The sequence below is a fragment of the Cloacibacillus evryensis DSM 19522 genome, assembly GCF_000585335.1.
GTDB lineage: Bacteria > Synergistota > Synergistia > Synergistales > Synergistaceae > Cloacibacillus > Cloacibacillus evryensis.
The window spans coordinates 1886225-1907678 of record NZ_KK073872.1; the positions used below are offsets into that span (position 1 = coordinate 1886225).

Genomic DNA, 21454 nt, shown 5'->3' on the forward strand with positions numbered 1-21454 from the left:
TCTTACCTCCAAAAACCGTCCAGCGCCGCCGCAAGGCACTTCATCGGCTCGCCGAAGTATGTGTTGATCGATTTGTCGTAACAGGGCGGCATACAATATGAAAGTTTGATCGAATCAAAGACCACGCCCAATCGCTCTCCGATAAGTTTCTCCTTTGTCTCCGGATACTCAAACACATAGCAGGGACACGAACCGGCAAGCAGATTTCCGCCCGCCGCCTCTATAAGTTTGGTAAATCCGCACCTGTCGGCCTGCGCTTTGACGCTGTAGGTCGTCCATATATGAAGATGCACCCACGGCGCGACTTTCTTTCCCTTAAGCGCCATGGCGGCGTCTTTTATCTCGTAGATAGAATAATGCGGGCAGCCCAAATTGACAGAACCTACTTTGCCGCTCGCCGGCGAACAGAATTTTGCACGGGCTTCGTCAATATCACGCTGAACGATATGGAAAGACGGCGACGCGTCGGCGGCGGCCATACTGCCGAAAGCGGCCTCGAGAGTGGGGGCTTCCGGCGTGATCCCGAGGACGTGGCACATGTCTATATCGCTGACCACCGCCAGAGGGGCGGAAAAATGTTTGAATTTATCAAGATCCAGATCATCAAAAGAACCGATCAGCACAGGGACGGACGACTTGGGCGCGATGCTGCCGACCACATAGCCGAGCAGTTCCCATTCAGTATGTGTATTGATAGGACAATCAACATAGACGCGGCAGGTGCCGATGCGATTTTCAGCGACATGCCTGCCGTATTTCGGCGTCCGCCCGCAAATCGCCGCCCAGAAACTGGCCTCGATCCCCTCGGGATTGCCGCAGGCGCCAAACAGGGAATTGCATAATAAAACGTTTGACGATTCCGTCGTTATAAAGTGCTGCCCCTTAAGAGGTATCCAGCCTGTCAAATACGGAGCGCAGGTCGACGTCCTCACGGCGCCGGCATCCGCGAGGTAACCGACATAATCTTCGTTCATTTTATAATCTTTTTCGTTGATCCAAAGCTGCCGATAACTATCGGCATCCAACGGTTCCACTCAGGTCTGCGTCATACATTCGGGAGAGAAAGAATCGAGTGGGATAGTTTCTTTACACGCCATATTCATCGCGCAGAAGTTGTCCTTCACGTCATCGTTGCCGGCCGCTTTTAAATATTCATGCGCGCCTCCGAATATAGTAGCCATAGAGACTTTGCACAGTTCCTCCACTCCAAGAACTTTCGCGTAGCGGCAAATATTTTCTATCGCTTTTTGCTTCATTGGGCCATATTTGCCAATCAACATATCGTTTTCATAATCGCTTAATTTAAGCATCGGATCATCACCCCATCTTGTCGGTCAGCACCATGCGGAAGGCATACCGCGAACTGCTTGTGCTGTAATTCACATTAAAATTGTCGCATTTAAACTTGCCCCGTGTAAACATTCACTAAGTATTTACTGATTATTCTACGCATATCGGCTATTTTGTCAATAGTGAAAATCTTAATATGCCTCGTGCTGCGTTAAAACGTTCTCTTTACGGTGCAGCCGTCCGCTGGCAACGGAACGTAGTAGATTTTTTTGCCCTCTTCCGGCTCTCCGAAGAAGGCCACGTGATAGGGGCGGTAGACGCTCTTTATCTCCGCGGGCTCAAGTGAAAAATTCCCTCCCACGCGCCGGCGCAGTATCCTGCGCGCGAGCGCGTTGCCGCGCGTTACAAGTTCCGCGTCCGAAAAATCAGAGCGCTGCAAAGATTCTTCCGCTATCTCCGTTTCCGCGGTCTCGACGCCTCTGCCGTCGTAATATGAAACGCCGCATGTCGAACCGTTCGCGATCATCATTATTTTGCTCTTACGCGGCTTCGCCTCTTTCTTGAACAGCTTTCCGAGAAGCGGCGGCTTTGCCGTTATTTCAAAGGTGATGAGCCTGTTTTCTATGTAGATCGTCTTCATAACGATTTCCTGATCTTCGCGTTGTCCGCCGCTTGTCAGGCGCGTTATGAAGCGCGCGATGAGGCCGTTTCTTTTGCGCGCCTCGCGCTTCGCCTCTTCCATGCTCAGCTTTATAGGAAAAGAGGTAATGACCGCCATCGTTCCGCCCTTTCTGCCCTACTTGCGCGTGCCGCGCGAGAACGAGATCACCTGGAATATGTACTTCAGGAATACCCACGTGGTGACGAGCATCGCGCTGTACGGCAGCAACCTGCCCAGCACGATATCGACGTCGTGGATCATGCTCCATCCGATGAGTACCGCCTCCACAATGTACGCGAGGCAGAACATCCCGTCCATACCGAACCATGATATTCTAAGGTCGTCGTTTATTTCGTTTTTCATTTCGTTATTTGCCATAATATGTGCCTCCCGTCAGCATCTGATAGCTTTTTTATCGATTTCGGTATCTTCGCCGAACCTGCTGCCTATCGCCCAGAAGAGGAACGAGAGCGGCAATGATACGAGTATCGGCTCAAGCACGCCGAAGCTTTCCGATATCGTTACCGGCCAGAGCGAGAGCGCCGCGAAGGAAAGGCATCCCGCCGCCATCGAAAGCAGCCCCGCCGCCTTGGTCTTTTTCCCGCCGTACATCAGCGCCATCAGCACGGGGACGAAACCGGTGGACATCCATAGACTGATGAGGAAGACAAAGGCGTCGTACACGAGCGTAAAACGGAAGGCGAGCGCGAGGCCGATAACTCCAAGGATGCCGGCGCCGGCGCGGCTCAGGTTCACAAGTTTTTTATCGCTGAGTTCCTCTTTCGCAAAAATTCTGGCATAGATATCCTTCGCGAGAGTCGTTCCTCCGATGAGGTAGTAGCTGTCGAGTGTGGAAATTATCGCCCCGAAGAGCCCGATGACGAAGAAGGCGCGTATCCCTACGGGAAGTTCAGAGAGCACCATCTGGACGTAGGCAAGTTCCGGCTGTACTCCGGGGTATTTGACGTGCACCGCCATTCCCGCCATACTCGTCACTGCGTCGAATACGAGCCAGAGACAGAAGCAGGTGAGCATCGCGCGGCGGCCGGTCTTCGCCGAGTTGCTCGCCGAAAAACGCTGATAGAAACATGGGTCGGCGTATACGTTGATGCAGAGCAGCACGAGCATCAACGCCTTTGAGAAAGTCATTCCAGCGACCGGGTGCGTAAAGGATGGGGCCGTCGCCGCGCGTATGCCTGCCATGCCGCCGACGCTGTCGTAAATCTGCGGGAATACCATACAGACGCTCATCAGCATGAAGAAAAAGAAGATCATATCGGTGACGGCGACGCCCATCAGGCCGCCGAGGCAGGTCAGCGCGATCGTCAGAACGACGACAATGATGCCGAGGAGGACCTTATTGACGCCCCAGGCCGCCTCGCCGATGAAGCCAGTCGCCGTTATCTCGCCCAGCTGCGAGCAGTACATAAAGAGGAATATAGAGGCGACGATCGCGGCCGTCTTGCCGTAGGCGTGGGCGATGACGTCGGGGATCGTCACGTCGGAACGCACGTGGATGCGCGGCCCGACCCACAGAGCGAGAGGAAAGCGGACCGCGTGCGCGCCGATCGACCAGATGAACCATGTCGCCATGCCAAAGACAGAGGCGTAGCCGATGGTGCCCACAACGCCGACGCCGCCGTACCAGGAAGCGACGAGCGTGCCGACCACAAGCGACCAGGGAAGGCTTCTGTTCGCGAGATAATAGCTCTCCATGTCCGTGATCGACTTTGAGAAATAGTAGCCTATCCAAAGAACGGCGATCACGGTAAATACGATAACGATGTTGTCGATGCCGGTTAACATGAATCCAACACTCCTTTTTGAGCGCCCTAGAGGCGCTCCTTTAGATTTTTTCTATCGAAATGGCGCCGACGGGGCAGTTGCTGCCGCAGATGGTGCAGCCCCAGCAGTCCTTTTCTTCTTAAAAATAAAATCGACAGAGCAGTAACAAATTCTTAATAATTACACGGTCAGGCTGCCAGCGACATAAATTACATTAAAGTTGTCAAAACTATGCCGTACCATAATTTGCGTATCCATTGAAACTATGTTTCTGTAATGACCGTTATATAGAGTTATTGAATCCATAATTTTAAATAAGCTGATGGACCGACCTCTAGCTCCCATTTAAGCCCCGACCTCTCATTTTTATTTAAGCCGGCCAATAAATATGCAGTAAGTATTTACTGATTATTTTACACGTAATTGCCGCCTTGTCAATAGCGGCGATCTTATTCTTGCGCAGAGGCTGACAGCATGGGATCGTTGACGGGGAGCGACGGCAATATGAAGCTAAAAAATGAGCGGCCCCCGCTTCTGCCGGATGCCGCTCATTGAGTCTATAGGACGGTAAAAGCGCCGCGGGCGCTCTTACCGGAAAATCGTTTTTGGGGTGTGGGCCGCAAATCGCGTTTTTTGACGGCGGCCTCTCGCGGCTTAAAACACCGCGTAGTCTACGTCCTTCGGGTCTCCGATGAACATGTAGCCGGGAGCGTGGGTGATCGCGAAGGGCGGTTTGCTCTTCATGAGCACCGCCTGCGGCGTCACTCCGCAGGCCCAGAAGACGGGCGTTTCGCCCTCGCGGATCTCCACCGCGTCTCCGAAATCAGGCTTGCCCACATCCTTGATGCCGATAGCCGCCGGGTCGCCTATGTGGACGGGCGCGCCGTGGACGGCGGGGAACCTGCCAGTCGAGAGCACGGCCTTCGGCACCTGCGCGTGCTTGACGGGGCGCATGCTGACGACCATCGGGCCGCTGAGCCGTCCGGCGGGCTGGTTCTGGATGTTCGTTATGTACATCGGCACGTTGCAGTTCATATCGATGTGGCGGATGGGGATGCCGGCCTCGAGCAGCGCGCCCTCAAAGCTGAATGAGCAGCCGAGCAGGAAGGCGACGAGGTCCTCTTTCCAGTATTTTTTAACGTCGGCCGGCTCGTCGACAAGCTCGCCATTTTCCCAGACGCGGTACTTCGGGATGTCGGTGCGCACGTCGGAGCCGGGGGCGATGAGCTTCGCCTCCCACTGGCCCGGCTCGGTGATGTCGAGGATCGGGCAGGGCTTCGGATTGCGCTGGGCGAAGACGAGGAAATCATAAGCCCATTCCTTGGGCAGGACGATCATGTTCGCCTGCACGTGGCAGTGGCAGAGTCCCGAAGTCGGATAGACCCATTCCTCTTCGCGGATCAGCCGGCGCATCTCTTTCGGGTGCGTGGAATAAAAGGGCGTTACATCAAATGGCAGCGTCATCCCAGTACGACCTCCTTCAAATTGGTAACTTTAACACCGGCGGCCTCGAGCGCCGCGCGGACGGCTTTCGCCATTTCGACGGCTTCGGGCGTGTCGCCGTGCATACAGATCGACTGCGGGCGGAAGCTGACGACCGTGCCGTCCACCGCTTCGACGGTCCCTTCCGTGACCATGCGCACGACGCGCTTCGCGGCGGCGTCGACGTCATGGATGATCGCGCCCGGCTGCGAGCGCGGCACGAGCGAACCGTCGGGCATGTAGCCGCGGTCTGCGAAGGCCTCCGCCGCGAAGGGCACGCCGAGTTCTTTGGCGGCTTTTTCAAATTCCGAGTTCGCGAGCCCCATGAGGATGATATCTTCGCCGGCGTCTTTGACGGCCTGCGCGATCGCCTTCGCGAGCGCTGGGTCTTTCGCGGCCTGATTGTACATCGCGCCGTGCGGCTTCACATGCTGCAGTTTGAGGCCGTTGGCTTCACAGAAGGCTTTGAGCGCGCCGACCTGATAGAGGCAGTCGGCGTATTCTTCGTCAGGCGTACACTTCATGTTCCGGCGCCCGAAGCCGACGAGGTCGGGATATCCGGGGTGCGCGCCGGCCGCCACTCCCTTTTCGGCGCAGGTCTTGAGCGTCTTTTTCATCACCAGCGGGTCGCCGGCGTGAAAGCCGCAGGCGACGTTCGCCGAGGTCACGGCGCACATTACCGCCGCGTCGTCGCCCATTTTGTAGGCGCCGAAGCTCTCTCCGATATCGCTGTTAAGGTCTACTTTGTACATGGCAGGTCACTCCTTTTCTATATCTCTTCACAGGTTATTTCGTATGTCTTTCCGTTTAGCGTGATCTTGAAGCGCCCAGACATGGACGGCTGCACCGTCTGAGGGCTGCGTGAGACATACGAAAGGCGCAGTTCTCCGGCACGTTTTACGGCGTCGGCGATTTTTTGCTGCTCCGCCACGCCTTCAGCCACCGAGGCCTCGCGGAAGGTTACCTTCATACCCGGCATCTTCTGCACGAGCGCCTCAATCGAAAGCGGCGTGAGGACGCCTATCTTCGTGTAGCCTCCCGTCGTCTGGCGGTCGGCAAGCATGATTATCGGCATTCCGTGGCCTGGTATCTGCACCGCGCCAAGCGGTATGCCGTCGGAGACTATGTCCGCGCCCTTTTCAGTGTGTTCGATCTTGGGTCCCTCAAGGCGGCAGCCCATTCTGTCGGATTCAGCCGTGATCAGGTATTCCGATTCAAAAAGCAGCTTCCGGCCCTCTTCCGTAAAAGCGTCCCGCTGCAATCCCGTGATCACCGCCAGCGGCGCCTCGGCCGCGGCGGCGGGGGTCAATCCGGCGGACAGACGGAAGCCGCCGAGCCGCTTCCAGAGCGGCGCGGGCTCCCCCGTCTTTATGACGTCGCCGCTTTTAAGGGCGCGCCCCTCCACCCCGCCGATCTTCGCACGCATGTAGGTGGTGCGGCTGTTCATAACTACCGGGACATCCACGCCGCCCGCAAAGCATAGATTGCCGCGGCAGCCGGCGCCCTTCGGCCCGGTAAACGAAACGACGTCGCCGTCGTTAAGCACGACGGCCTGCCACGATCCCACCGCCCTGCCGTTGACCGAGAAGCCGAGGTCGGCTCCGGCAAAGACCGCCGCGCCGCCGCCGCTTACCTCGATCTCCGGGCCGAGCAGCGTCACTTCGAGCGCCGCCGCTCCCTCGGGGTTACCCAGCATCGCGTTGCCGATCCGGAGCGCTGGAAGGTCCATCGCCCCCGCGACGGGGACGCCGCTGGACTGATATCCCCAGCGTCCGAGGTCCTGCACGGAGGTCAGCATCCCGGCCTTTTTTATTGTCAGTTCCATAGTCATTTCGCCTCCGTTATCACGGGCTTGTAGGTACCCGCGGCCACTTCGGCCTCGATTTTTTTGTATTCCTCTTCCGTGACGGGAACGAAGCGCACCTCATAGCCGGCTTCGATGAGCGTCGGGCGCGAGGCCTCCGGCGTGAAGAGGCGCAGCGGCGTGCGTCCGATGAGCTGCCAGCCGCCCGGGCTGTCTATCGGATAGATGCCCGTCTGTTTTCCCGCGATGCCGACGCTGCCGCCTTTGATGACGGTGCGCGGATTGGTGAGCCGCGGCGTCGCGATCGTTTCATCCATGCCTCCGAGGTAGGCGAAACCGGGCATGAATCCGATCATATAGCAGTGACACGGCTTTGCGCTGTGCCGTTTGATCACTTCTTCCTCTGTGATCCCCGCATTTTCGGCCACGTTCGCGATATCCGGGCCGTATTCGCCGCCGTAGCACACGGGTATGGATATCTCGGTATGAACCGCCCCCGCCTCTTCCCCGCCGTATACTGGCGCGGCCTTCGCCTCGTTTATAACCTCTTCCGCGCTTACCGCCACGGGATCAAAATAGACTGCCAGCGACCGGTAGGTCGGAAGGCACTCAACGATAGGGATATTTTTCTGATTCAGAAGATGTTTCTTTAGATTCATGACTGCGTCATTCGCGCCGCGGTCTATCTCGTCCGCGAACTCGATAACGACGCACGATTCGCCCGCATTGAGATATTTTGGTTCGTCCACATATATTGCCACCGACATCACCCCTTTACGTAAAAGAGGAGCGCTATGGCTCCTCTTTAATTTTACATCCTAACCCGGCTTTCAGCTATGAGAAGAGCTTCAGTATTCCGGTGAAGGACTTCGCGCCCATCCAAGCCGTAAAGGCGACCATGATCCAGCCGAGGACCGTAAGCACCATCGGGTGGCGGTAGCCTTCGCCGATGATCTTTTTGTTATAGGCGGCAAGCAGCACCACGCCAAGCGACACCGGAAGTATCAACCCATTGACGGAGCCGGCAAAGATAAGCAGTTTGACGGGGTTTCCCATCGTGGCGAATATCGCCGTCGACACGCAGATGAAGCCCATTATCCAGTAACGGTTGTAAGCTTCGACCTGCTTGAAAAGAGTGCGCAGGAAAGATATCGAGGTGTACGACGCGCCGACCACCGACGTTACCGCCGCGCACCAGAGGATGACGCCGAATATACGGTATCCAAGCTGCCCCGCGCCGATGAGGAATGCTGACGCGGGCGGGTTTTTGGGGTCCAGCGCCACGCCGGTAGCGACCACGCCCAGGATGGCGAGGAAGAGCAGGTAGCGCATAATGCCCGTGATCCCGATCGCGGTGACGGAACCGTGCGTGATCTTATCGATGTTGCTCACGCCCGTTATGTTCGCGTCGATGATGCGGTGCGCGCCGGCGAAGGTGATGTAGCCGCCGACCGTGCCGCCGACCAGCGTGAGGATCGTCAGCCAGTCTATCGTTGAGGGAAGGACCGTCTCTTTAAGCGCCAGGCCGACGGGCGGGGCCGTCTTGACGACCATGAAGGCGACCATCGCCAGCATGATTATGCCGAGCACCTTCGTAAACATGTCCATCGCCTTGCCAGCCTCTTTGTTGACAAAAAGACCGATCGCCACGAGCGCGCTGACGATCGCGCCGGGCACGAAAGGTACGCCGCAGATCACGTTGAGTCCCATCGCCGCGCCGCCGACGTTGCCGATGTTAAATACAAGTCCGCCGATGGCTACCAATATGGCGAGAAAGTAGCCAAGTCCCGGGAAGACTTCGTTCGCCACGTCCTGAGCGCGTTTTCCCGATACGCCGAGGATGCGCCAGATGTTCATCTGCACGACTACGTCGATGAGAATAGATACGACGATCGCGAAAGCGAAAGCCGCCTTCAATTTGTCAGTGAAAACGGCCGTCTGTGTCAAGAACCCCGGTCCGATAGCCGAAGTCGCCATCAAAAATGCCGCGCCGATAAGTACGCTTGCTACAGATTCCTTTTTTTCCGCCATTTTTGTTACCTCCTGTGAGATTTTGATAAAACCCTTCATTAATATACACGCAAAAAAGTTGCTATAAATATTTGGACTAATGAAAAAATTAACGAGGCCATTCAACCGCTTTTTTCGCCGCCATCCGCTTTGTTTTATGCGCGGTGTGCGGATTCCGCACTATGTAATATGCGCACACCGTTGGAATAGTGCTAAAATCGCACTCTAGGATTTCAATTATTTTAGAGGGAGTGGAAGCATGAAAAAATTCACGGTATTACTGACAGTATTTTTCTCCCTGCTTGCGGCAGCCGGGCCGTGTGCGGCTGGGAAAATAGCCTTTCTGCGCATGGAGGGCGGCGCTTTTTACATCTGCTGCGCCGACAGCGACGGCAAAAAAGTCACGCGTTTGGCCGAGGGCTATGACCCTGAGATCTCACCGGACGGCGCGACCGTAGCTTACACGCGTTATGATAAAAATGGCGGCAGGTTCATCGCCCTATATGACGTCGCGGCGAAAAAAACACGGACGATCAAAGGGCTGCCCGGCAGCAACAGCTACGGCCCGCGCTGGTCGCGGGACGGCGCGTGTCTGCTTTACAGCCGTTTCGCGGACGGTAAAAGGTGGCTGCCCGAGATATACGACTTGAGTTCAAAGAAATACAAGACGCTGGGGCAAAAGGAGAAAAGGGCGGAATTTTTCGGCCCCTTCTGGCCGGAGGGCAGAGGCTTCGTCTCCGCCTTCGACTTTGAGAACGTCTATAAAATTTCCACGGCGGACGGTACGGTCCGTGAAAAACTGCCGATGAAAAAGCTCCTGCCCTCTGACGACGCCATTATCAGCAGCGCGGTAAGGATGTCGGCGTCGCCTGACGGCGCGATGTGGCTCATTTCGGCCGAAACAGGAGGTGAAAGGTGCGCCTTCTGCACATCGTCCGGAAGCCCGGAGGGAATAAAGGGGGCGCTCTACCTCTATCATCCCGAGACGGGAATAAGCGAGCGCCTCAAAGCAGGCGGCCTCTGCGTGGCGGACGCCGCGTGGCTCAATGCGGAAGAGATCGTCTTTTCCGCGCACTCACCAGAAGAGAAAAGAGCGTCGAAAACAGCCAACCTTTATGACATTTACGCGATGAAGCTCAATGGGGAAAAGCCGCGCAAAATCATCAGCCGCGGCAGCAGTGTCAGCGCTTCGAAATAAAATTTCCCGACCGGCGGCCGGACGGCGCGGATCAGCGCCGGCAGGCCGCCTTTATCTTCGCGCTGTGCCAGGCTACCGTGCGCGTCGGCAGTCCGAGGCGTTCGCCGATCTCGCGGTTTGTCAGCCCGCGCGCGCGCATCGCGGCTATCTCTGTACGCAGTGACGCGATGCTGAAGTTTTTATCCGCCGCGGCGGCCCGTGAGAAGAATACCCTCATCGGATAGCTCGTCCCCCTTATAAGGCAGGCGGTATTCTGCATCGCCCGATAAAGCGTCGAGGTATGCAGCGAGAGCGCCGCGGCGGCATCTCCGTATGTCAGCGGCTTCGGCGGGAGCGAGGGCGTCATGATCTTTTCCCGCTGCACGGAGAGGAGGAAGAGCGCGGCGCGCAGCAGAGTGCGGTAGCGCATGCCCAGCTTTTTGAGCGTCTCTCTCGCTGCGCGCCATTCTCCGCGCAGCCATTTTTCCCTCAACAGTTCGCCGGAAAAGTTCTCGAACTCGTCAAAGCAGTTCTCCACCAGCGGCATATTTTCCACGATGAGCCGCGGCGTTATCTTTTCGCCCGCAATGACAAACTCTATATCGGGGACCGTGAAAGCCGTCTGCGCGAAATTTTTACCGGGAGCGGGGTCGAGGCCGCGCAAAAGCCGCAGCGCCGATTCAATTTGATCTTTGCCGAGCCCGCGAGAGCTGCCCCACTCATCCGCGCGTCCGGAAAGCAAAGCGTCGCTCCCCTCGGAGAGCAGCCTCCAGGCCGGGCTTCCCTCCAGGCCGGCGCGTTTCATCTGTATCAGCAATGACTCTTTAAGGCCGGCGGCGAAGAGGCCGGCCGGCTCCACATAGTCCTGCAAACTCTTTATAAACCGGCGGGCCTCTTCATCGCCGATACCGGCCAGAGCGGCGGCCTCTTCCGGCGTGCTGTTCAAAAAGCCACGCCCGTCAAGCAGGGCGCTCCAAAACGCCGGACTCGCGGCGGCTCCGGTAAACGAGGCAAAGCCGGGGCAGACGCATATCTGCGGGTGCAGGGCGGCGTCTATCGAAGGATTTTCGGCGATATTTTCATAGAAATCCTCGAAATCTTCTATCCTTGAGGAAGAGCCTCGGGGCGGTGAAAACCTGATCAGCGCGTTATCCCCCGCCAGCGTACGGCAAAGCCCGGTGAGCTCGGCGGCCGGCGCGAGCAGCAAATTCCCGCCGAGAAAAGCTTTCGGCGAAAGCTTATGCGCGCCGTGTATTCTATGCAGCAGTTTCAGTTCATTCAAGACCGTGTCTCTGCATCCTCCGTATCAGGGAGAAACGCGAGATGCCAAGGCAGGCGGCTGCCTGCGTGCGGTTGCCGCCGCATTTGGCGAGCGCGGCGGTGATGAGTTCCCTTTCCACTCGGTCAAGCGTTTCGCTCAGCGACACTCCGCCGTCGCCGGCACGAGTCTCCTGAACCATCCCGACAGGGTGGGCGTCAAGCACCTCCATCGGCAGATCCGAAAGGCGCACGAACGAATCCGTCTGGCTGCGCAGGATCAGTATCCGCTCGATCATATTGCGCAGCTCGCGCACATTTCCCGGCCAGGGATAGCTCATAAAGACCTCCTGCACCTCCTCCGTCAGTTCGGGGACCGGTTTGTTCATCCTCTTAGAGCAGTCGCCGAGGAAATAAGAGGCCAGCTCAAGGATGTCCTTTCCGCGCTCGCGCAGAGGGGGCAGCTTTATCGGTATCACCGATATCCTGAAATAGAGGTCCCTGCGAAAGCTCTCTTCTTTGACCTTTTTCTCAAGGTCGAGGCAGGTGGCGCAGATGAGCTTGAGGCTGATCTTCTTCTCCTTCGTGCTTCCAAGCGGCCTTATCGTGCGCTGGTCTATGAAGCGGAAGAGCTTCGTCTGCAAAGAGAGCGGGAGGTCGCCTATCTCGTCGAGAAAAAGCGTGCCCTTGTCGGCGACCTCGATCAGCCCCGGCTTGTTTGAGTCGGCGCCGGTGTAGGCACCCTTCGCGTAACCGAAAAGCTCCGCCTCCAGCAGCGCCTCCGGGATCGCCGAACAGTTGACGGCGACAAATTCCCCCTGGCAGTTGGAAGAGCGGTGGATCATCCTCGCGGCGACCTCCTTTCCGGTGCCGCTTTCGCCTGTGAGAAGCACCGTCACATCCTGATAGGGAGCCAGCTTCAGCAGCGTTTCGCTGACCTTTTCCATCGCCGGAGAAGAGCCGAGCAGCAGGTTCGGCTCGTCGGCCATCATCACTTCGGCCTGATTCTGCAGCTGTATCGACTCAAAGGCGCGCGTCACCATATTCATCGCCGCGTCGAGCGGAAATGGCTTGTCGAGATAATTATAGGCTCCCTGCCGAATCGCTTTGACCACGAGGCTCGAATCGCCGAAAGCAGTCATCATCACCACGCGGCAGCGCGGCGCGACCTTGAGGATCATCGGCAGCATATCGAGGCCGTTCCCGTCGGGAAGGCACTGGTCAAGGAATATCAACGACGGGATCTCGGCGTTGAGCGCCTCCTGCAGCTCGCGTATCGCGAAAATACACTTTGCGCTATAACCCTTTTTCTCAAAGGCTTTTTTCAGGCCGTTGGCAAGATTGACCTCGTCGTCAACTATCCAGATGCTCATAATCTCTTCCTCCGTGCTGTAATTTCAGATAAATTTTAAACGTCGTTCCGTTCGGGGAGCTCTCAAACGAGAGCGCGCCGCCCAGCCCCTCCACTATCCTCTGCACGATACTGAGGCCAAGTCCAGTGCCATCTTTTTTAGTGGTAAAGAAGGGGTCGAATATTCTGTGCTCGATATCAGGAGAGATTCCGGGGCCTGTGTCGGAGACCATTATCATGCCCATCCTTTCCTCCCCGCGCCGCGCCGGCGCATAGCCGATAGTGACGGTCAGCGCCATATCGGTCCCGCCTTTCAGCGGCGACATCGACTGCATCGCGTTAAGGGCAAGGTTCATGACCAACTGGCGCAGCAGTTCGCCGTCCGCCATAACGGTAACGTCCTGCGCGGTGCTGTGCAGCATCAGCCGCACATTATACTTCTGAGCCAGCGAGCCGAGCATCGCCCCGCTCCAGGGGAGAAGGTCGTCCAGCTTCACCGGCGTAATGACGGTCGGGCGCGGACGCACGAACGAAAGAAGCTGCATCACGATATTATTGAGCCTGTCGATCTCGCTGCCGAGGACGGCGATCTGCTCCCTGGCGTCCGCCGCTTCCTCGCCGCCGTCTTCCCCCGCGAGCCTCTCGATCTCGTCGCGCAGCAGATCTGTCTGTATCCGCATACTTGCGAGAGGGTTGCGTATCTCGTGCGCCAGCCCCGATATCATCTCGCCAAGCGCCGCGAGACGGTCCATGCGGCTTACCTGCCGCTGCACCTCGCGCCATCGCTCAAGCTGTGACGACATATTATTGAAGCTGTCGACAAGTTCATGAAACTCATAAGGGGAAAGAGCCGTCTGCGGTATCCTTACGGAGACCCCGCCGGCGACCTCTTTGCACATCCAGGTAAGCCGGCGCAGCGGCCTTGTCAGCACATAAGAGATGAATACGGCAAGCTCCACGGCGATGATGAGCCCAAGCATACCGACAAGTATCAGGTAGCGCTCCTCTTCGACCATGTCGACATAGATAGACTGGAAGTTGGAGACAAAACCATGCTTCGCGCCTCCGCTCCGTATGACGAGCGACGGGACTTCGCCCTCGGCCGCTTTGCGCCAGTATGGACCGAGCTCCTGCGTTATCACCTCGGCGCTGTATCTGAGATCGTAGTCCGTCATCAGCCGGTTCAGCCGCTCGGCGGATTCGGCGGCGGCGGAAAGCTTGTCGCTGTAACTCTGGTGAAGGCGCGCGCCGAGCATCAGCAGCACCATCGACAGCGCAAGCAGCAGGAATATCCATTTCATAAGGGTCTCAAGACTTACTCTGTGAGACATCTTTTTGACCTCATAAACTTCGCGGCCGCAAAAACTAAATATTCTCCGGCAAGCACGATAAGCATCGCGTACTCCGGTTCGATGCGGAAGCCGAAGACCAGCAGGAACTGCATCATGACCGCAACGGTGAGCACGGCGAATAATATCTCCTTAACGATGAGGCGCGGCGTAAAGAGCGGATAAAAATAGGCGATCGCGACGAGCGTCCAGCTTATCGTGCCAAGCCTTATATAACCGGGCAGTCCGGCGTGACTCAGCATCAGCGCGATAGAGGCGATGAGGGTGATCGCGATGCGGTTGATAAAGAGAAAACGTTCCTCCTGAAAGGGCCGCAGCTCGTTTTCGTCCCTCTTCATCGGCACCAGGTCGTAACAAAGCGAACAGGCGGCAAGCAGAAGCTGCGAATTAGCCGTGCTCACCGCCGCCGCGATGACGCAGACGAGCAGCAGCATACCGGCGACGGGCGGAAGAAACTGCGCCAGTTTGGCAAAGGCCATCGTCTCCTCGAAATTGCCGATCAACGGATATTTCAGGCGGCAGACCATAATAAAAAACGTCAGGCAGAGATATATCCAGCCGACCACGTAAGGCGACAGCGCAAGCATACCGTAGGCCTCGCGCCGGCTGCGGCAGGCGATTATCCTTATCATATACTGCGGATTGGTCGCCACGCCCAGCCCCCAGACAAGCATCATCGCGAAAGCGGAAAATATTTCAGAGAGGGAGAAATCATTGAGCGAAAGCGTGGTGCTCTCGGCCCGGAATACCTCGCGGGCCGCGGCGAGGCTGAAGCCCTCGGGCAGGCAAAACCAGGCGGCGACGCTCACCCCTAAGATTATCAGCAGTAAATTCAGCGTGTCGCTGCGAACGACGGAAAAGTAACCGCCAAAGGTCGTGTAAAGCACAAAAAGGTAGATCAACGAGGTCGCCGCGAATCCCTGCGGTATCTCAAGCATATACGAGACGATGACGCCGAAGGCGCGGAACTGGATGACGAGATATACGACATAGAGAAATATCATCGTGAGCGCGACAAGCCTGCGCACGCGGACGTCGCCGTAGCGCTTCTCAAGCCATTCGGGCAGGGAGGCTACGCGCGCCACCCGCAGCCGCCTCACGACAAAAGGAAAAAACAGCAGACCGATCATCCAGCCGTTGACCGAAGCCCAAAAAGCGACATATCCAGAGCGGTAAAACCACATGCCGAAGCCGACAAGCGAGAGCGGGCTCATCCACGTCGCGCAGAAGGTGGCAAGCGTCGGAAAAAGAGCAACCTTCATATCTCCCAGATAAAAGGATTTTTTCGTCTCCTTCCACGCAAAAGACTGCCCTGTCAGCAAAATGATCGACACCGTGTAAGCCCCGAAAGCCACAAGGTAATAGATAAGCGGCGACATCAGCGGGAGCCGCGCCTGAGAAAGTGGACGATCACGCCCGGCGCCACCGTCAATATAATAAAGACTATCCAGATAAAGGTGCTGAGCCTCATCAGTCGCTCCTCCACGGGGCATAAATTAAGCCGTTCGCAAACTAGCCGATGCCCTCGGTATGTAGTAATATAACTATTATAATATCTCTAGTGGAAATTTGGAGGCTTCTCAAAATGGCAAAACAGCAGCCCGAGGGCGTATATCTTTACATAAATGACAGCGGCGAGCGGTTCATCGCCATAATAGACGCCTTTGGCATGGCAAACATGCTTCCCTGGATGCAGCCGGGAGAGACCGACAATATAATCGAAAAAAGCTGGAACCTGACCGGCGACTTCATCAAACTGAGAATATCGGAGTAACGCGGCGCCGCAGTTAAGCCCGAAAAAGTGGTTTAAAAACACACTTTTTCGGACTTAACGGTGACATATCGACAAAAATCCCCCGTTCCGTCATTTCTCTTTCTGGAACGGGGGCGGTATTTTTATCGCGGCTGAAATTAAAGCGCCTCGATCCTCTCCGCGGAAATCTTTTTGAACCATTCGCCGACCTCTTCGGCGTCCTTTTCGTAGCCCTCGCGGCCCATCAGGCCATAGGTGTATTTCTTGCCCTGTTCGACGCCGGGCTGGTCGAAGGGATCGATGCCCATCATGCGGCCCGTGATCGCCGTCAGGTATTCATAGAAGAAGACCAGCGCGCCGAGAGTCTCTTCGTCGAGTTTTTCAAGTTCTATCCAGATCAGCGGATGGCCGGACTTCACGATCGCCGCCGCGGTGCTCTTCGCCTCAAGGTTCAGCATCGCGCCGATGCCCTGCCCGTCAAGATATTTGAGCGGAGCTAAGGCCTCGTGCTCTATCGCCGGCACGACGGCTTCCGGGCCGTGGTCTTTGAGGGCTACCAGCGTGAAGAGTTTGTCGTCGGGACCCTCTGTGTAAAGCTGCACCTGCGAGTGCTGGTCGATCGCGCCGAGCGCGCGCACCGGCGTCGTGCCGAGCCCATTTTTGCCGAGGCTCTCGGCCCACAGCTGCGCGTACCACTCCGCAAAGTAGGCCATTTTGCTTGAATAGGGCATCAGGACGGACATCGGGCGATTCTCCCTCTCATGCAGCAGGTGGATGGCGGCTAACTTGAGGGCGGGGTTATCATCGAAAGAACGTTCCTCCGTGAGGAACTTTTTCATCGCGGCGGCTCCCGCAAGCAGCGCCGGCGCGTCGATGCCGAGAGCGGCGGCGGTGACGAGCCCAGCCGGGCAAAGCACGGAATAACGGCCGCCGACCGAGGCGGGAAGCTCCATCACACGGCACCGCGAGCCGCCCGCGAAGGCGCGGAAGATGCCCCTCTCCGGGTCCGTTATTACAAGGATGTCGGCGTCGCTTTGTCCGTTTTTCAGCAGCCGGTCGCGGTACCAGAGGAACTGCGTCATCGTCTCCGCGGTGGCGCCCGATTTGCTGACGCCGACGAGCGCCGTGCGGCCGCTTTTTACGCGTTCCCAGATCGAAAGAGTTTTGTCTGGATCGGGATTGTCCGCAAGATAGAACTTCGGCTTCCGCGCGCTCTCGTTGTAAAAACCGTCCAGGAGCGCCTGGTTCAGCATCAGGTTCCCCAACGCGGAGCCGCCTATGCCGACCTGTATCACGCTGTCATAACCGGCAAGCCAGCGGGCCGTCGACTCTATATCCTCAACGGGAGAGTCCGGCAGCGTCATCCAGCCATGTCCCGCCGTGCCGGACGGGGTCTCCGCGAGCCAGCGCTGCGCCGCAAGCGCCGCCGCGCCGAAATCATCCTTCAGCTTCGCAAATGTCGTTGTGCTCCTGCCCAATGATGCGCCAAATGAAAATGAAATTTTTTTCATCCAAAAACACCGGCCTTCCGCTTAGATATGAACAAAAAAATAATGACAACAGGGCTTTAGCCTGCTGCCATTATGATATACCAATTCTCTATTTTTTTCACTCGCCGGAGGCTCTCAAAAGTGTAAAGGCAAGCGGTTTTTAGGAGATCAGGTTGTTTTCCTTGAGGACGGCTTCAAGCTCACTTGGATTGTAGCCGACGACGAACTTGTCGCCGACGGTGGTGACGGGAACGCCCATCTGCTTCGTCTTTTTCACAAGCTCCATTGCGGCCGCCCTGTCCGTGGAAACGTTGACCGGCGTATATTTCACGCCGAGCTTATCAAGGTATTCCTTTACTTTTGTGCACCAGGGGCATGTATCTGTCGAATAAACTTTAACTTCCATAAAAGTCACTCCTTAACGTTATTTTAAAATTGTTTCACTTACGCTATTATACCTCATAACTCCATAATATTCCCTCGCATAAAAGGCAGATATTTTTCCGGTAAAAACCGCCTCCGCCGCGTCCGTACCAATCCGTAAAAAATTCTTTTACGGTTGGTTTATCCTTTTATGCTTGGGCACATTGCATTATTTACGAAATTGCGCTAAATTTATACGCAGTTTGCGTAAATCGGGTTATGAAGCATCGATTGCTCTTTACATTCTTAGAGGAGGTACATCATGTTCAAAATCGTATCAAAGCAAAAGCTTGCGCCGAAAGAATTCGACATCTGGGTCGAAGCTCCGCGCATCGCCGACCACGCGAAGGCGGGACAATTCGTCGTACTGCGCGTCAATGACAATGGAGAGAGAATACCGCTCACCATCGCCGATTATGACACCGAAAAGGGGCTTATCCGCCTCATCTTCCAGGTCGTCGGCAAGACGACCGCGGCGATGTCGGGCCTCAATGTCGGCGACTGCATCCAGGACATCTCCGGCCCTCTCGGCTCGCCGAGCGAGATCGAGAACTACGGCACGGTCCTCATGGTCGGAGGCGGCGTAGGCATCGCGGCCCTCTACCCCATCATCAAAGCCCTCAAGCTCGCCGGCAACAAAGTCATCACCATCCTCGGCGGACGCACCTCGGACCTCGTCATCATGAAAGACGAATGCCGTAAGTATTCCGACGAACTCATCATCACCACCGACGACGGCTCCGAAGGCATGAAGGGCGTCGTCACCGAAGCGATGAAGATGGTGGTCGAGCGCGGCGACAAGATCGACCGTTCATGGTGCATCGGCCCCTCGATCATGATGAAATTCGGCACCAAGGCCGCGAAAGAACTCGGCCTGCCGATATGGGTGTCGCTCAACCCCCTGATGGTCGACGGCACAGGCATGTGCGGCTGCTGCCGCGTAACGGTCGACGGCAAAATATTCTTCGCCTGCGTCGACGGTCCTGAATTTGATGGGCACAAGGTCAACTGGGACGAGTTCATGAGCCGCCTCCGTCAGTATAAAGATGAAGAAAAAATCTCAATGGAAAAATATGAAGCAGAAGTAGGTGAACCGACATGGCTGTAACATTCTCAAAGTGGAAGACCCCCATCAAAGAGCAGGACGCCGAAGTACGCAAAGGCAACTTCGGCGAAGTCTGCCTCGGCTACTCCCTCGAAGAGGGACAGATAGAGGCGGGACGCTGCCTGCAGTGCAAGACGAAGCCCTGCGTCGCCGGCTGCCCTGTCAAGATAGACATCCCCGCCTTCATCAAATGCGTCAAAGAGGGCGACATGGCCGGAGCCGCCGAAGTAATGGACAAATACACCAACCTCCCCGCCGTCTGCGGCCGCGTATGCCCGCAGGAGTCACAATGCGAAGGCCTCTGCACAGTCGGCAAAATGAAAGACTTTGAGCCCGTCGCGATCGGCAAACTCGAACGCCTCGTCGCCGACTGGAAATACGCGCAGGAAAACATGCAGAGCAAAGTTTACGAAGGCGAAAAGAAAGGCAAAGTCGCGGTAGTCGGCTCCGGCCCCTCGAGCCTCACAGTCGCGGGCGACCTTGCGAAAATGGGTTACGAAGTGAAGATCTTCGAGGCCCTCCACGCGGCAGGCGGCGTCCTCATCTACGGCATCCCTGAATTCCGACTCCCCAAAAAGATCGTCAAAATGGAGATCGAGGCGATGCAGAAACTCGGCGTAGACATCGAATGCAACGTAGTCGTCGGCAAGACGATCACCATGCAGGAGATCATGGAAGAATACGACGCCTGCTACATAGCGGTCGGCGCGGGAGCCCCGCACTTCCAGGGAGTGCCCGGCACGACGCTCAACGGCGTCTACTCCGCCTCCGAATACCTCACGAGGATCAACCTCATGCACGGTTATGAATTCCCGAAATTCGACACCCCCGCGAAAAAGGCGAAAAAAGTCGTAGTCATCGGCGGCGGCAACGTCGCGATGGACGCCGCGCGTTCCGCGAAACGCTTGGGAGCCGAAGAAGTGACGGTAGCCTACCGCCGTTCGCTCGCCGAACTTCCCGCTCGTATCGAAGAATACCACCACGCCGTTGAAGAAGGCATCATCTTCAACTGGCTGACGAACCCGACCGAATACGTAGACGACGGCAGCGGGCAGCTCAAAGGCGTCAAATGCATCAAAATGGAACTCGGCGAACCCGACGCCTCCGGCAGACGCCGTCCCGTCCCCGTGGAAGGCAGTGAATTCTTCATCGAGGCGGACTGCGCGATCGAAGCCATCGGACAGGGCTCTAACAAAGTGCTGCTCTCCACCTTCCCCGAAATGAAACTCAACAAATGGGGTTACATAGAAGCCGACGAAAAGACCGGAGCGACCTCCGTCCCCGGAGTATTCGCTGGCGGAGACATCGTCACCGGAGCGGCCACCGTCATCCTCGCGATGGGCGCCGGCAAGGACGCCGCCGTCGCCATCGATAAGTACATCACGGAGAAGAAAGCCGCGAAGTAATAAAATCGGCGTTTATAAAAATCGGCGCGAATAAGCACCGTATGCGTCATAAGCCGGCCCCTGAGTGTCCTCGCCGTATGGAGAATACGGCTCCGGTACTCAGAGGCCGGCTTATTTAGCCTACGGCACTTCTTCGCGTCGATTTTTTGTTATTATGCAAAACTGCTATCGTTGATTTCCCTTGGGAGAGGGGAAAGATAAACTGCGATTTACCGTTACATGGAGATCCCCAGCAGCCTCTGCGCCCCCCAGCCGATGAGGAAGGAGAGCCCGGCGACGCCGAAGCTGATGCAGATCATCTCTCTAAAGGCGGGCGTGAAGGGCTCCTTGCGCACCACCGAAACATAGAAGGTGAACAGCATGATGACGATGGCGGCGTTGAGAAGGCATCCGGCGAGCGCGAACAGCGGGGAGCCGATAAAAGCATAGGGCACGAGCAGCATACAGACGGCAAACATGTAGGCGATGCCAGTATAGACGGCGGCCTTCAGCGGATGATGTTCCCCGGGGTCGTTCTTCTTCGCCAGATACTCGGAGGCCGCCATTGAAAGCGTCGCGGCGCTTCCCGTGATAAATCCCGCCATGCAGATGACCGCGGTATTGCCAAGCGCGAAGGTGAAACCGGCAAGCGCTCCCGTCAGTTCGACAAGCGCGTCGTTGATGCCGAGCACCATCGAGCTGATATACTTGAGCCGTTCATCGTCGACCATCGCGATAAGCTCGCGTTCGTGTTCCTCCTCCTCTTTGTATATATCAAGAGCCTCGGGCACATCTTCCGCGATCCGCGCATACTCCACCTGCGCCGCCTCTTCTCCTGCCTCCATTAAGTTGATGACAAAGGTCAGGCCGAAAAGCAGCCCGCAGATACGGTAGAACAATATCTTAAATACGCCGGGCTTCGGCGTGCATCCCGTATAACGGCTCCAGATATCGGCGTGTTTTCCCTCTTCGGCCGATATCTTCGCCAGCACACGAGCGTTGTCTCCCTTGGCGCGGCGCGCCATATGCGCGTAAATGACATGTTCCGTAACTTCGTTGAGCTGCATGGTCCTGATCGCTTCAAGCACATCTTTGTTCATAATAAAGACACCGCCATATCATATTTTTAACA

Annotated in this window: 19 protein-coding genes and 2 pseudogenes; 4 read left to right on the forward strand and 17 right to left on the reverse strand. The window is 56.7% G+C overall.

Annotated elements, in window-relative coordinates; translation table 11 throughout:
• Window positions 1-2: 2 nt before the first annotated feature.
• The 10 genes and pseudogenes from CLOEV_RS08430 to CLOEV_RS08475 all read right to left on the reverse strand — a co-directional run bounded on the left by CLOEV_RS08430 (window position 3) and on the right by CLOEV_RS08475 (window position 9053).
• A pseudogene (locus CLOEV_RS08430) lies at window positions 3-1310 on the reverse strand (aconitase X).
• Between the two features lie 191 nt (window positions 1311-1501).
• The gene (locus CLOEV_RS16030) at window positions 1502-2068 is read right to left on the reverse strand and encodes a hypothetical protein (RefSeq protein ID WP_051484993.1); all 567 of its coding nucleotides are present in this window, start codon (window positions 2066-2068) and stop codon (window positions 1502-1504) included.
• 18 nt (window positions 2069-2086) lie between these two features.
• Entirely contained in the window at window positions 2087-2329 is a 243-nt protein-coding gene (locus CLOEV_RS08445) for a hypothetical protein (RefSeq protein ID WP_008711966.1), read from the reverse strand.
• Window positions 2330-2344: 15 nt separating this feature from the next.
• Window positions 2345-3757, reverse strand: a complete 1413-nt coding sequence (locus CLOEV_RS08450) for a sodium:solute symporter family protein (protein WP_034443164.1) — start codon at window positions 3755-3757, stop codon at window positions 2345-2347.
• Between the two features lie 40 nt (window positions 3758-3797).
• Window positions 3798-3869 (reverse strand): annotated as a pseudogene (locus tag CLOEV_RS17535) (4Fe-4S binding protein); the annotation flags it as partial.
• A 521-nt stretch (window positions 3870-4390) separates the two neighbouring features.
• On the reverse strand, window positions 4391-5200 hold the full coding sequence (locus tag CLOEV_RS08455; protein WP_034443165.1) for a putative hydro-lyase: 810 nt from the start codon (window positions 5198-5200) through the stop codon (window positions 4391-4393).
• A complete protein-coding gene (locus CLOEV_RS08460) occupies window positions 5197-5970 on the reverse strand; it encodes a LamB/YcsF family protein (protein WP_008711972.1) in 774 nt (257 codons plus the stop codon). The genes CLOEV_RS08455 and CLOEV_RS08460 overlap by 4 nt, the downstream gene beginning before the upstream one ends.
• 17 nt (window positions 5971-5987) lie before the next feature.
• Window positions 5988-7043, reverse strand: a complete 1056-nt coding sequence (locus CLOEV_RS08465) for a 5-oxoprolinase subunit C family protein (RefSeq protein ID WP_034443168.1) — start codon at window positions 7041-7043, stop codon at window positions 5988-5990.
• A gap of 2 nt (window positions 7044-7045) precedes the next feature.
• Window positions 7046-7789 carry a 5-oxoprolinase subunit PxpB gene (gene pxpB, locus CLOEV_RS08470; protein ID WP_008711976.1) on the reverse strand — a complete coding sequence of 248 codons (744 nt, stop codon included), beginning with the start codon at window positions 7787-7789 and terminating at the stop codon, window positions 7046-7048.
• 67 nt (window positions 7790-7856) lie between these two features.
• Window positions 7857-9053 carry an NRAMP family divalent metal transporter gene (locus tag CLOEV_RS08475; protein ID WP_008711979.1) on the reverse strand — a complete coding sequence of 399 codons (1197 nt, stop codon included), beginning with the start codon at window positions 9051-9053 and terminating at the stop codon, window positions 7857-7859.
• Window positions 9054-9291: 238 nt separating this feature from the next.
• Between CLOEV_RS08475 and CLOEV_RS08480 the strand changes: the two genes are divergently transcribed.
• Window positions 9292-10230, forward strand: a complete 939-nt coding sequence (locus CLOEV_RS08480) for a TolB family protein (RefSeq protein ID WP_008711980.1) — start codon at window positions 9292-9294, stop codon at window positions 10228-10230.
• A 31-nt stretch (window positions 10231-10261) separates the two neighbouring features.
• Here CLOEV_RS08480 and CLOEV_RS08485 read toward each other — a convergent pair whose 3' ends face one another.
• From CLOEV_RS08485 to CLOEV_RS08500, 4 genes are read right to left on the reverse strand one after another with little or no spacing between them, the layout of a single operon-like run.
• Window positions 10262-11491, reverse strand: coding sequence for an RNA polymerase factor sigma-54 (locus tag CLOEV_RS08485; protein ID WP_034443171.1), 1230 nt, complete (start codon window positions 11489-11491; stop codon window positions 10262-10264).
• Window positions 11484-12839: a sigma-54-dependent transcriptional regulator gene (locus CLOEV_RS08490; RefSeq protein ID WP_034443173.1), complete on the reverse strand. Its 1356-nt coding sequence runs from the start codon at window positions 12837-12839 to the stop codon at window positions 11484-11486. Before CLOEV_RS08490 ends, CLOEV_RS08485 begins: the two co-directional genes overlap by 8 nt.
• Window positions 12820-14148, reverse strand: coding sequence for a sensor histidine kinase (locus CLOEV_RS08495; RefSeq protein WP_034443175.1), 1329 nt, complete (start codon window positions 14146-14148; stop codon window positions 12820-12822). Before CLOEV_RS08495 ends, CLOEV_RS08490 begins: the two co-directional genes overlap by 20 nt.
• A complete protein-coding gene (locus CLOEV_RS08500) occupies window positions 14133-15545 on the reverse strand; it encodes a sodium:solute symporter family transporter (RefSeq protein WP_034443177.1) in 1413 nt (470 codons plus the stop codon). Before CLOEV_RS08500 ends, CLOEV_RS08495 begins: the two co-directional genes overlap by 16 nt.
• A 206-nt stretch (window positions 15546-15751) precedes the next feature.
• Between CLOEV_RS08500 and CLOEV_RS08505 the strand changes: the two genes are divergently transcribed.
• Window positions 15752-15940, forward strand: a complete 189-nt coding sequence (locus tag CLOEV_RS08505; protein ID WP_008711989.1) for a hypothetical protein — start codon at window positions 15752-15754, stop codon at window positions 15938-15940.
• Between the two features lie 137 nt (window positions 15941-16077).
• Here CLOEV_RS08505 and CLOEV_RS08510 read toward each other — a convergent pair whose 3' ends face one another.
• Entirely contained in the window at window positions 16078-17430 is a 1353-nt protein-coding gene (locus CLOEV_RS08510; protein ID WP_034443179.1) for a hypothetical protein, read from the reverse strand.
• Window positions 17431-17569: 139 nt separating this feature from the next.
• Window positions 17570-17815: a glutaredoxin family protein gene (locus CLOEV_RS08515; protein WP_008711991.1), complete on the reverse strand. Its 246-nt coding sequence runs from the start codon at window positions 17813-17815 to the stop codon at window positions 17570-17572.
• Between the two features lie 279 nt (window positions 17816-18094).
• On the opposite strand from CLOEV_RS08515, the gene CLOEV_RS08520 reads away from it, so the two are divergent.
• On the forward strand, window positions 18095-18940 hold the full coding sequence (locus tag CLOEV_RS08520) for a sulfide/dihydroorotate dehydrogenase-like FAD/NAD-binding protein (RefSeq protein WP_034443181.1): 846 nt from the start codon (window positions 18095-18097) through the stop codon (window positions 18938-18940).
• Window positions 18931-20343 carry an NADPH-dependent glutamate synthase gene (gene gltA / locus CLOEV_RS08525; RefSeq protein ID WP_008711995.1) on the forward strand — a complete coding sequence of 471 codons (1413 nt, stop codon included), beginning with the start codon at window positions 18931-18933 and terminating at the stop codon, window positions 20341-20343. The genes CLOEV_RS08520 and gltA overlap by 10 nt, the downstream gene beginning before the upstream one ends.
• A gap of 215 nt (window positions 20344-20558) precedes the next feature.
• On the opposite strand, the gene CLOEV_RS08530 is transcribed toward gltA, so the two are convergent.
• Window positions 20559-21422: a VIT1/CCC1 transporter family protein gene (locus CLOEV_RS08530; RefSeq protein WP_008711997.1), complete on the reverse strand. Its 864-nt coding sequence runs from the start codon at window positions 21420-21422 to the stop codon at window positions 20559-20561.
• Window positions 21423-21454 lie beyond the last annotated feature (32 nt).

What these genes read in the sequence shown, in the direction of transcription:
- CLOEV_RS16030 (WP_051484993.1), bottom strand. Translation starts at nt 2,068, where the DNA reads ATGGCGGTCATTACCTCTTTTCCTATAAAGCTGAGCATGGAAGAGGCG.
- CLOEV_RS08445 (WP_008711966.1), bottom strand. Translation starts at nt 2,329, where the DNA reads ATGGCAAATAACGAAATGAAAAACGAAATAAACGACGACCTTAGAATA.
- CLOEV_RS08450 (WP_034443164.1), bottom strand. Translation starts at nt 3,757, where the DNA reads ATGTTAACCGGCATCGACAACATCGTTATCGTATTTACCGTGATCGCC.
- CLOEV_RS08455 (WP_034443165.1), bottom strand. Translation starts at nt 5,200, where the DNA reads ATGACGCTGCCATTTGATGTAACGCCCTTTTATTCCACGCACCCGAAA.
- CLOEV_RS08460 (WP_008711972.1), bottom strand. Translation starts at nt 5,970, where the DNA reads ATGTACAAAGTAGACCTTAACAGCGATATCGGAGAGAGCTTCGGCGCC.
- CLOEV_RS08465 (WP_034443168.1), bottom strand. Translation starts at nt 7,043, where the DNA reads ATGGAACTGACAATAAAAAAGGCCGGGATGCTGACCTCCGTGCAGGAC.
- pxpB (WP_008711976.1), bottom strand. Translation starts at nt 7,789, where the DNA reads ATGTCGGTGGCAATATATGTGGACGAACCAAAATATCTCAATGCGGGC.
- CLOEV_RS08475 (WP_008711979.1), bottom strand. Translation starts at nt 9,053, where the DNA reads ATGGCGGAAAAAAAGGAATCTGTAGCAAGCGTACTTATCGGCGCGGCA.
- CLOEV_RS08480 (WP_008711980.1), top strand. Translation starts at nt 9,292, where the DNA reads ATGAAAAAATTCACGGTATTACTGACAGTATTTTTCTCCCTGCTTGCG.
- CLOEV_RS08490 (WP_034443173.1), bottom strand. Translation starts at nt 12,839, where the DNA reads ATGAGCATCTGGATAGTTGACGACGAGGTCAATCTTGCCAACGGCCTG.
- CLOEV_RS08495 (WP_034443175.1), bottom strand. Translation starts at nt 14,148, where the DNA reads ATGTCTCACAGAGTAAGTCTTGAGACCCTTATGAAATGGATATTCCTG.
- CLOEV_RS08500 (WP_034443177.1), bottom strand. Translation starts at nt 15,545, where the DNA reads ATGTCGCCGCTTATCTATTACCTTGTGGCTTTCGGGGCTTACACGGTG.
- CLOEV_RS08505 (WP_008711989.1), top strand. Translation starts at nt 15,752, where the DNA reads ATGGCAAAACAGCAGCCCGAGGGCGTATATCTTTACATAAATGACAGC.
- CLOEV_RS08510 (WP_034443179.1), bottom strand. Translation starts at nt 17,430, where the DNA reads ATGAAAAAAATTTCATTTTCATTTGGCGCATCATTGGGCAGGAGCACA.
- CLOEV_RS08515 (WP_008711991.1), bottom strand. Translation starts at nt 17,815, where the DNA reads ATGGAAGTTAAAGTTTATTCGACAGATACATGCCCCTGGTGCACAAAA.
- CLOEV_RS08520 (WP_034443181.1), top strand. Translation starts at nt 18,095, where the DNA reads ATGTTCAAAATCGTATCAAAGCAAAAGCTTGCGCCGAAAGAATTCGAC.
- gltA (WP_008711995.1), top strand. Translation starts at nt 18,931, where the DNA reads ATGGCTGTAACATTCTCAAAGTGGAAGACCCCCATCAAAGAGCAGGAC.
- CLOEV_RS08530 (WP_008711997.1), bottom strand. Translation starts at nt 21,422, where the DNA reads ATGAACAAAGATGTGCTTGAAGCGATCAGGACCATGCAGCTCAACGAA.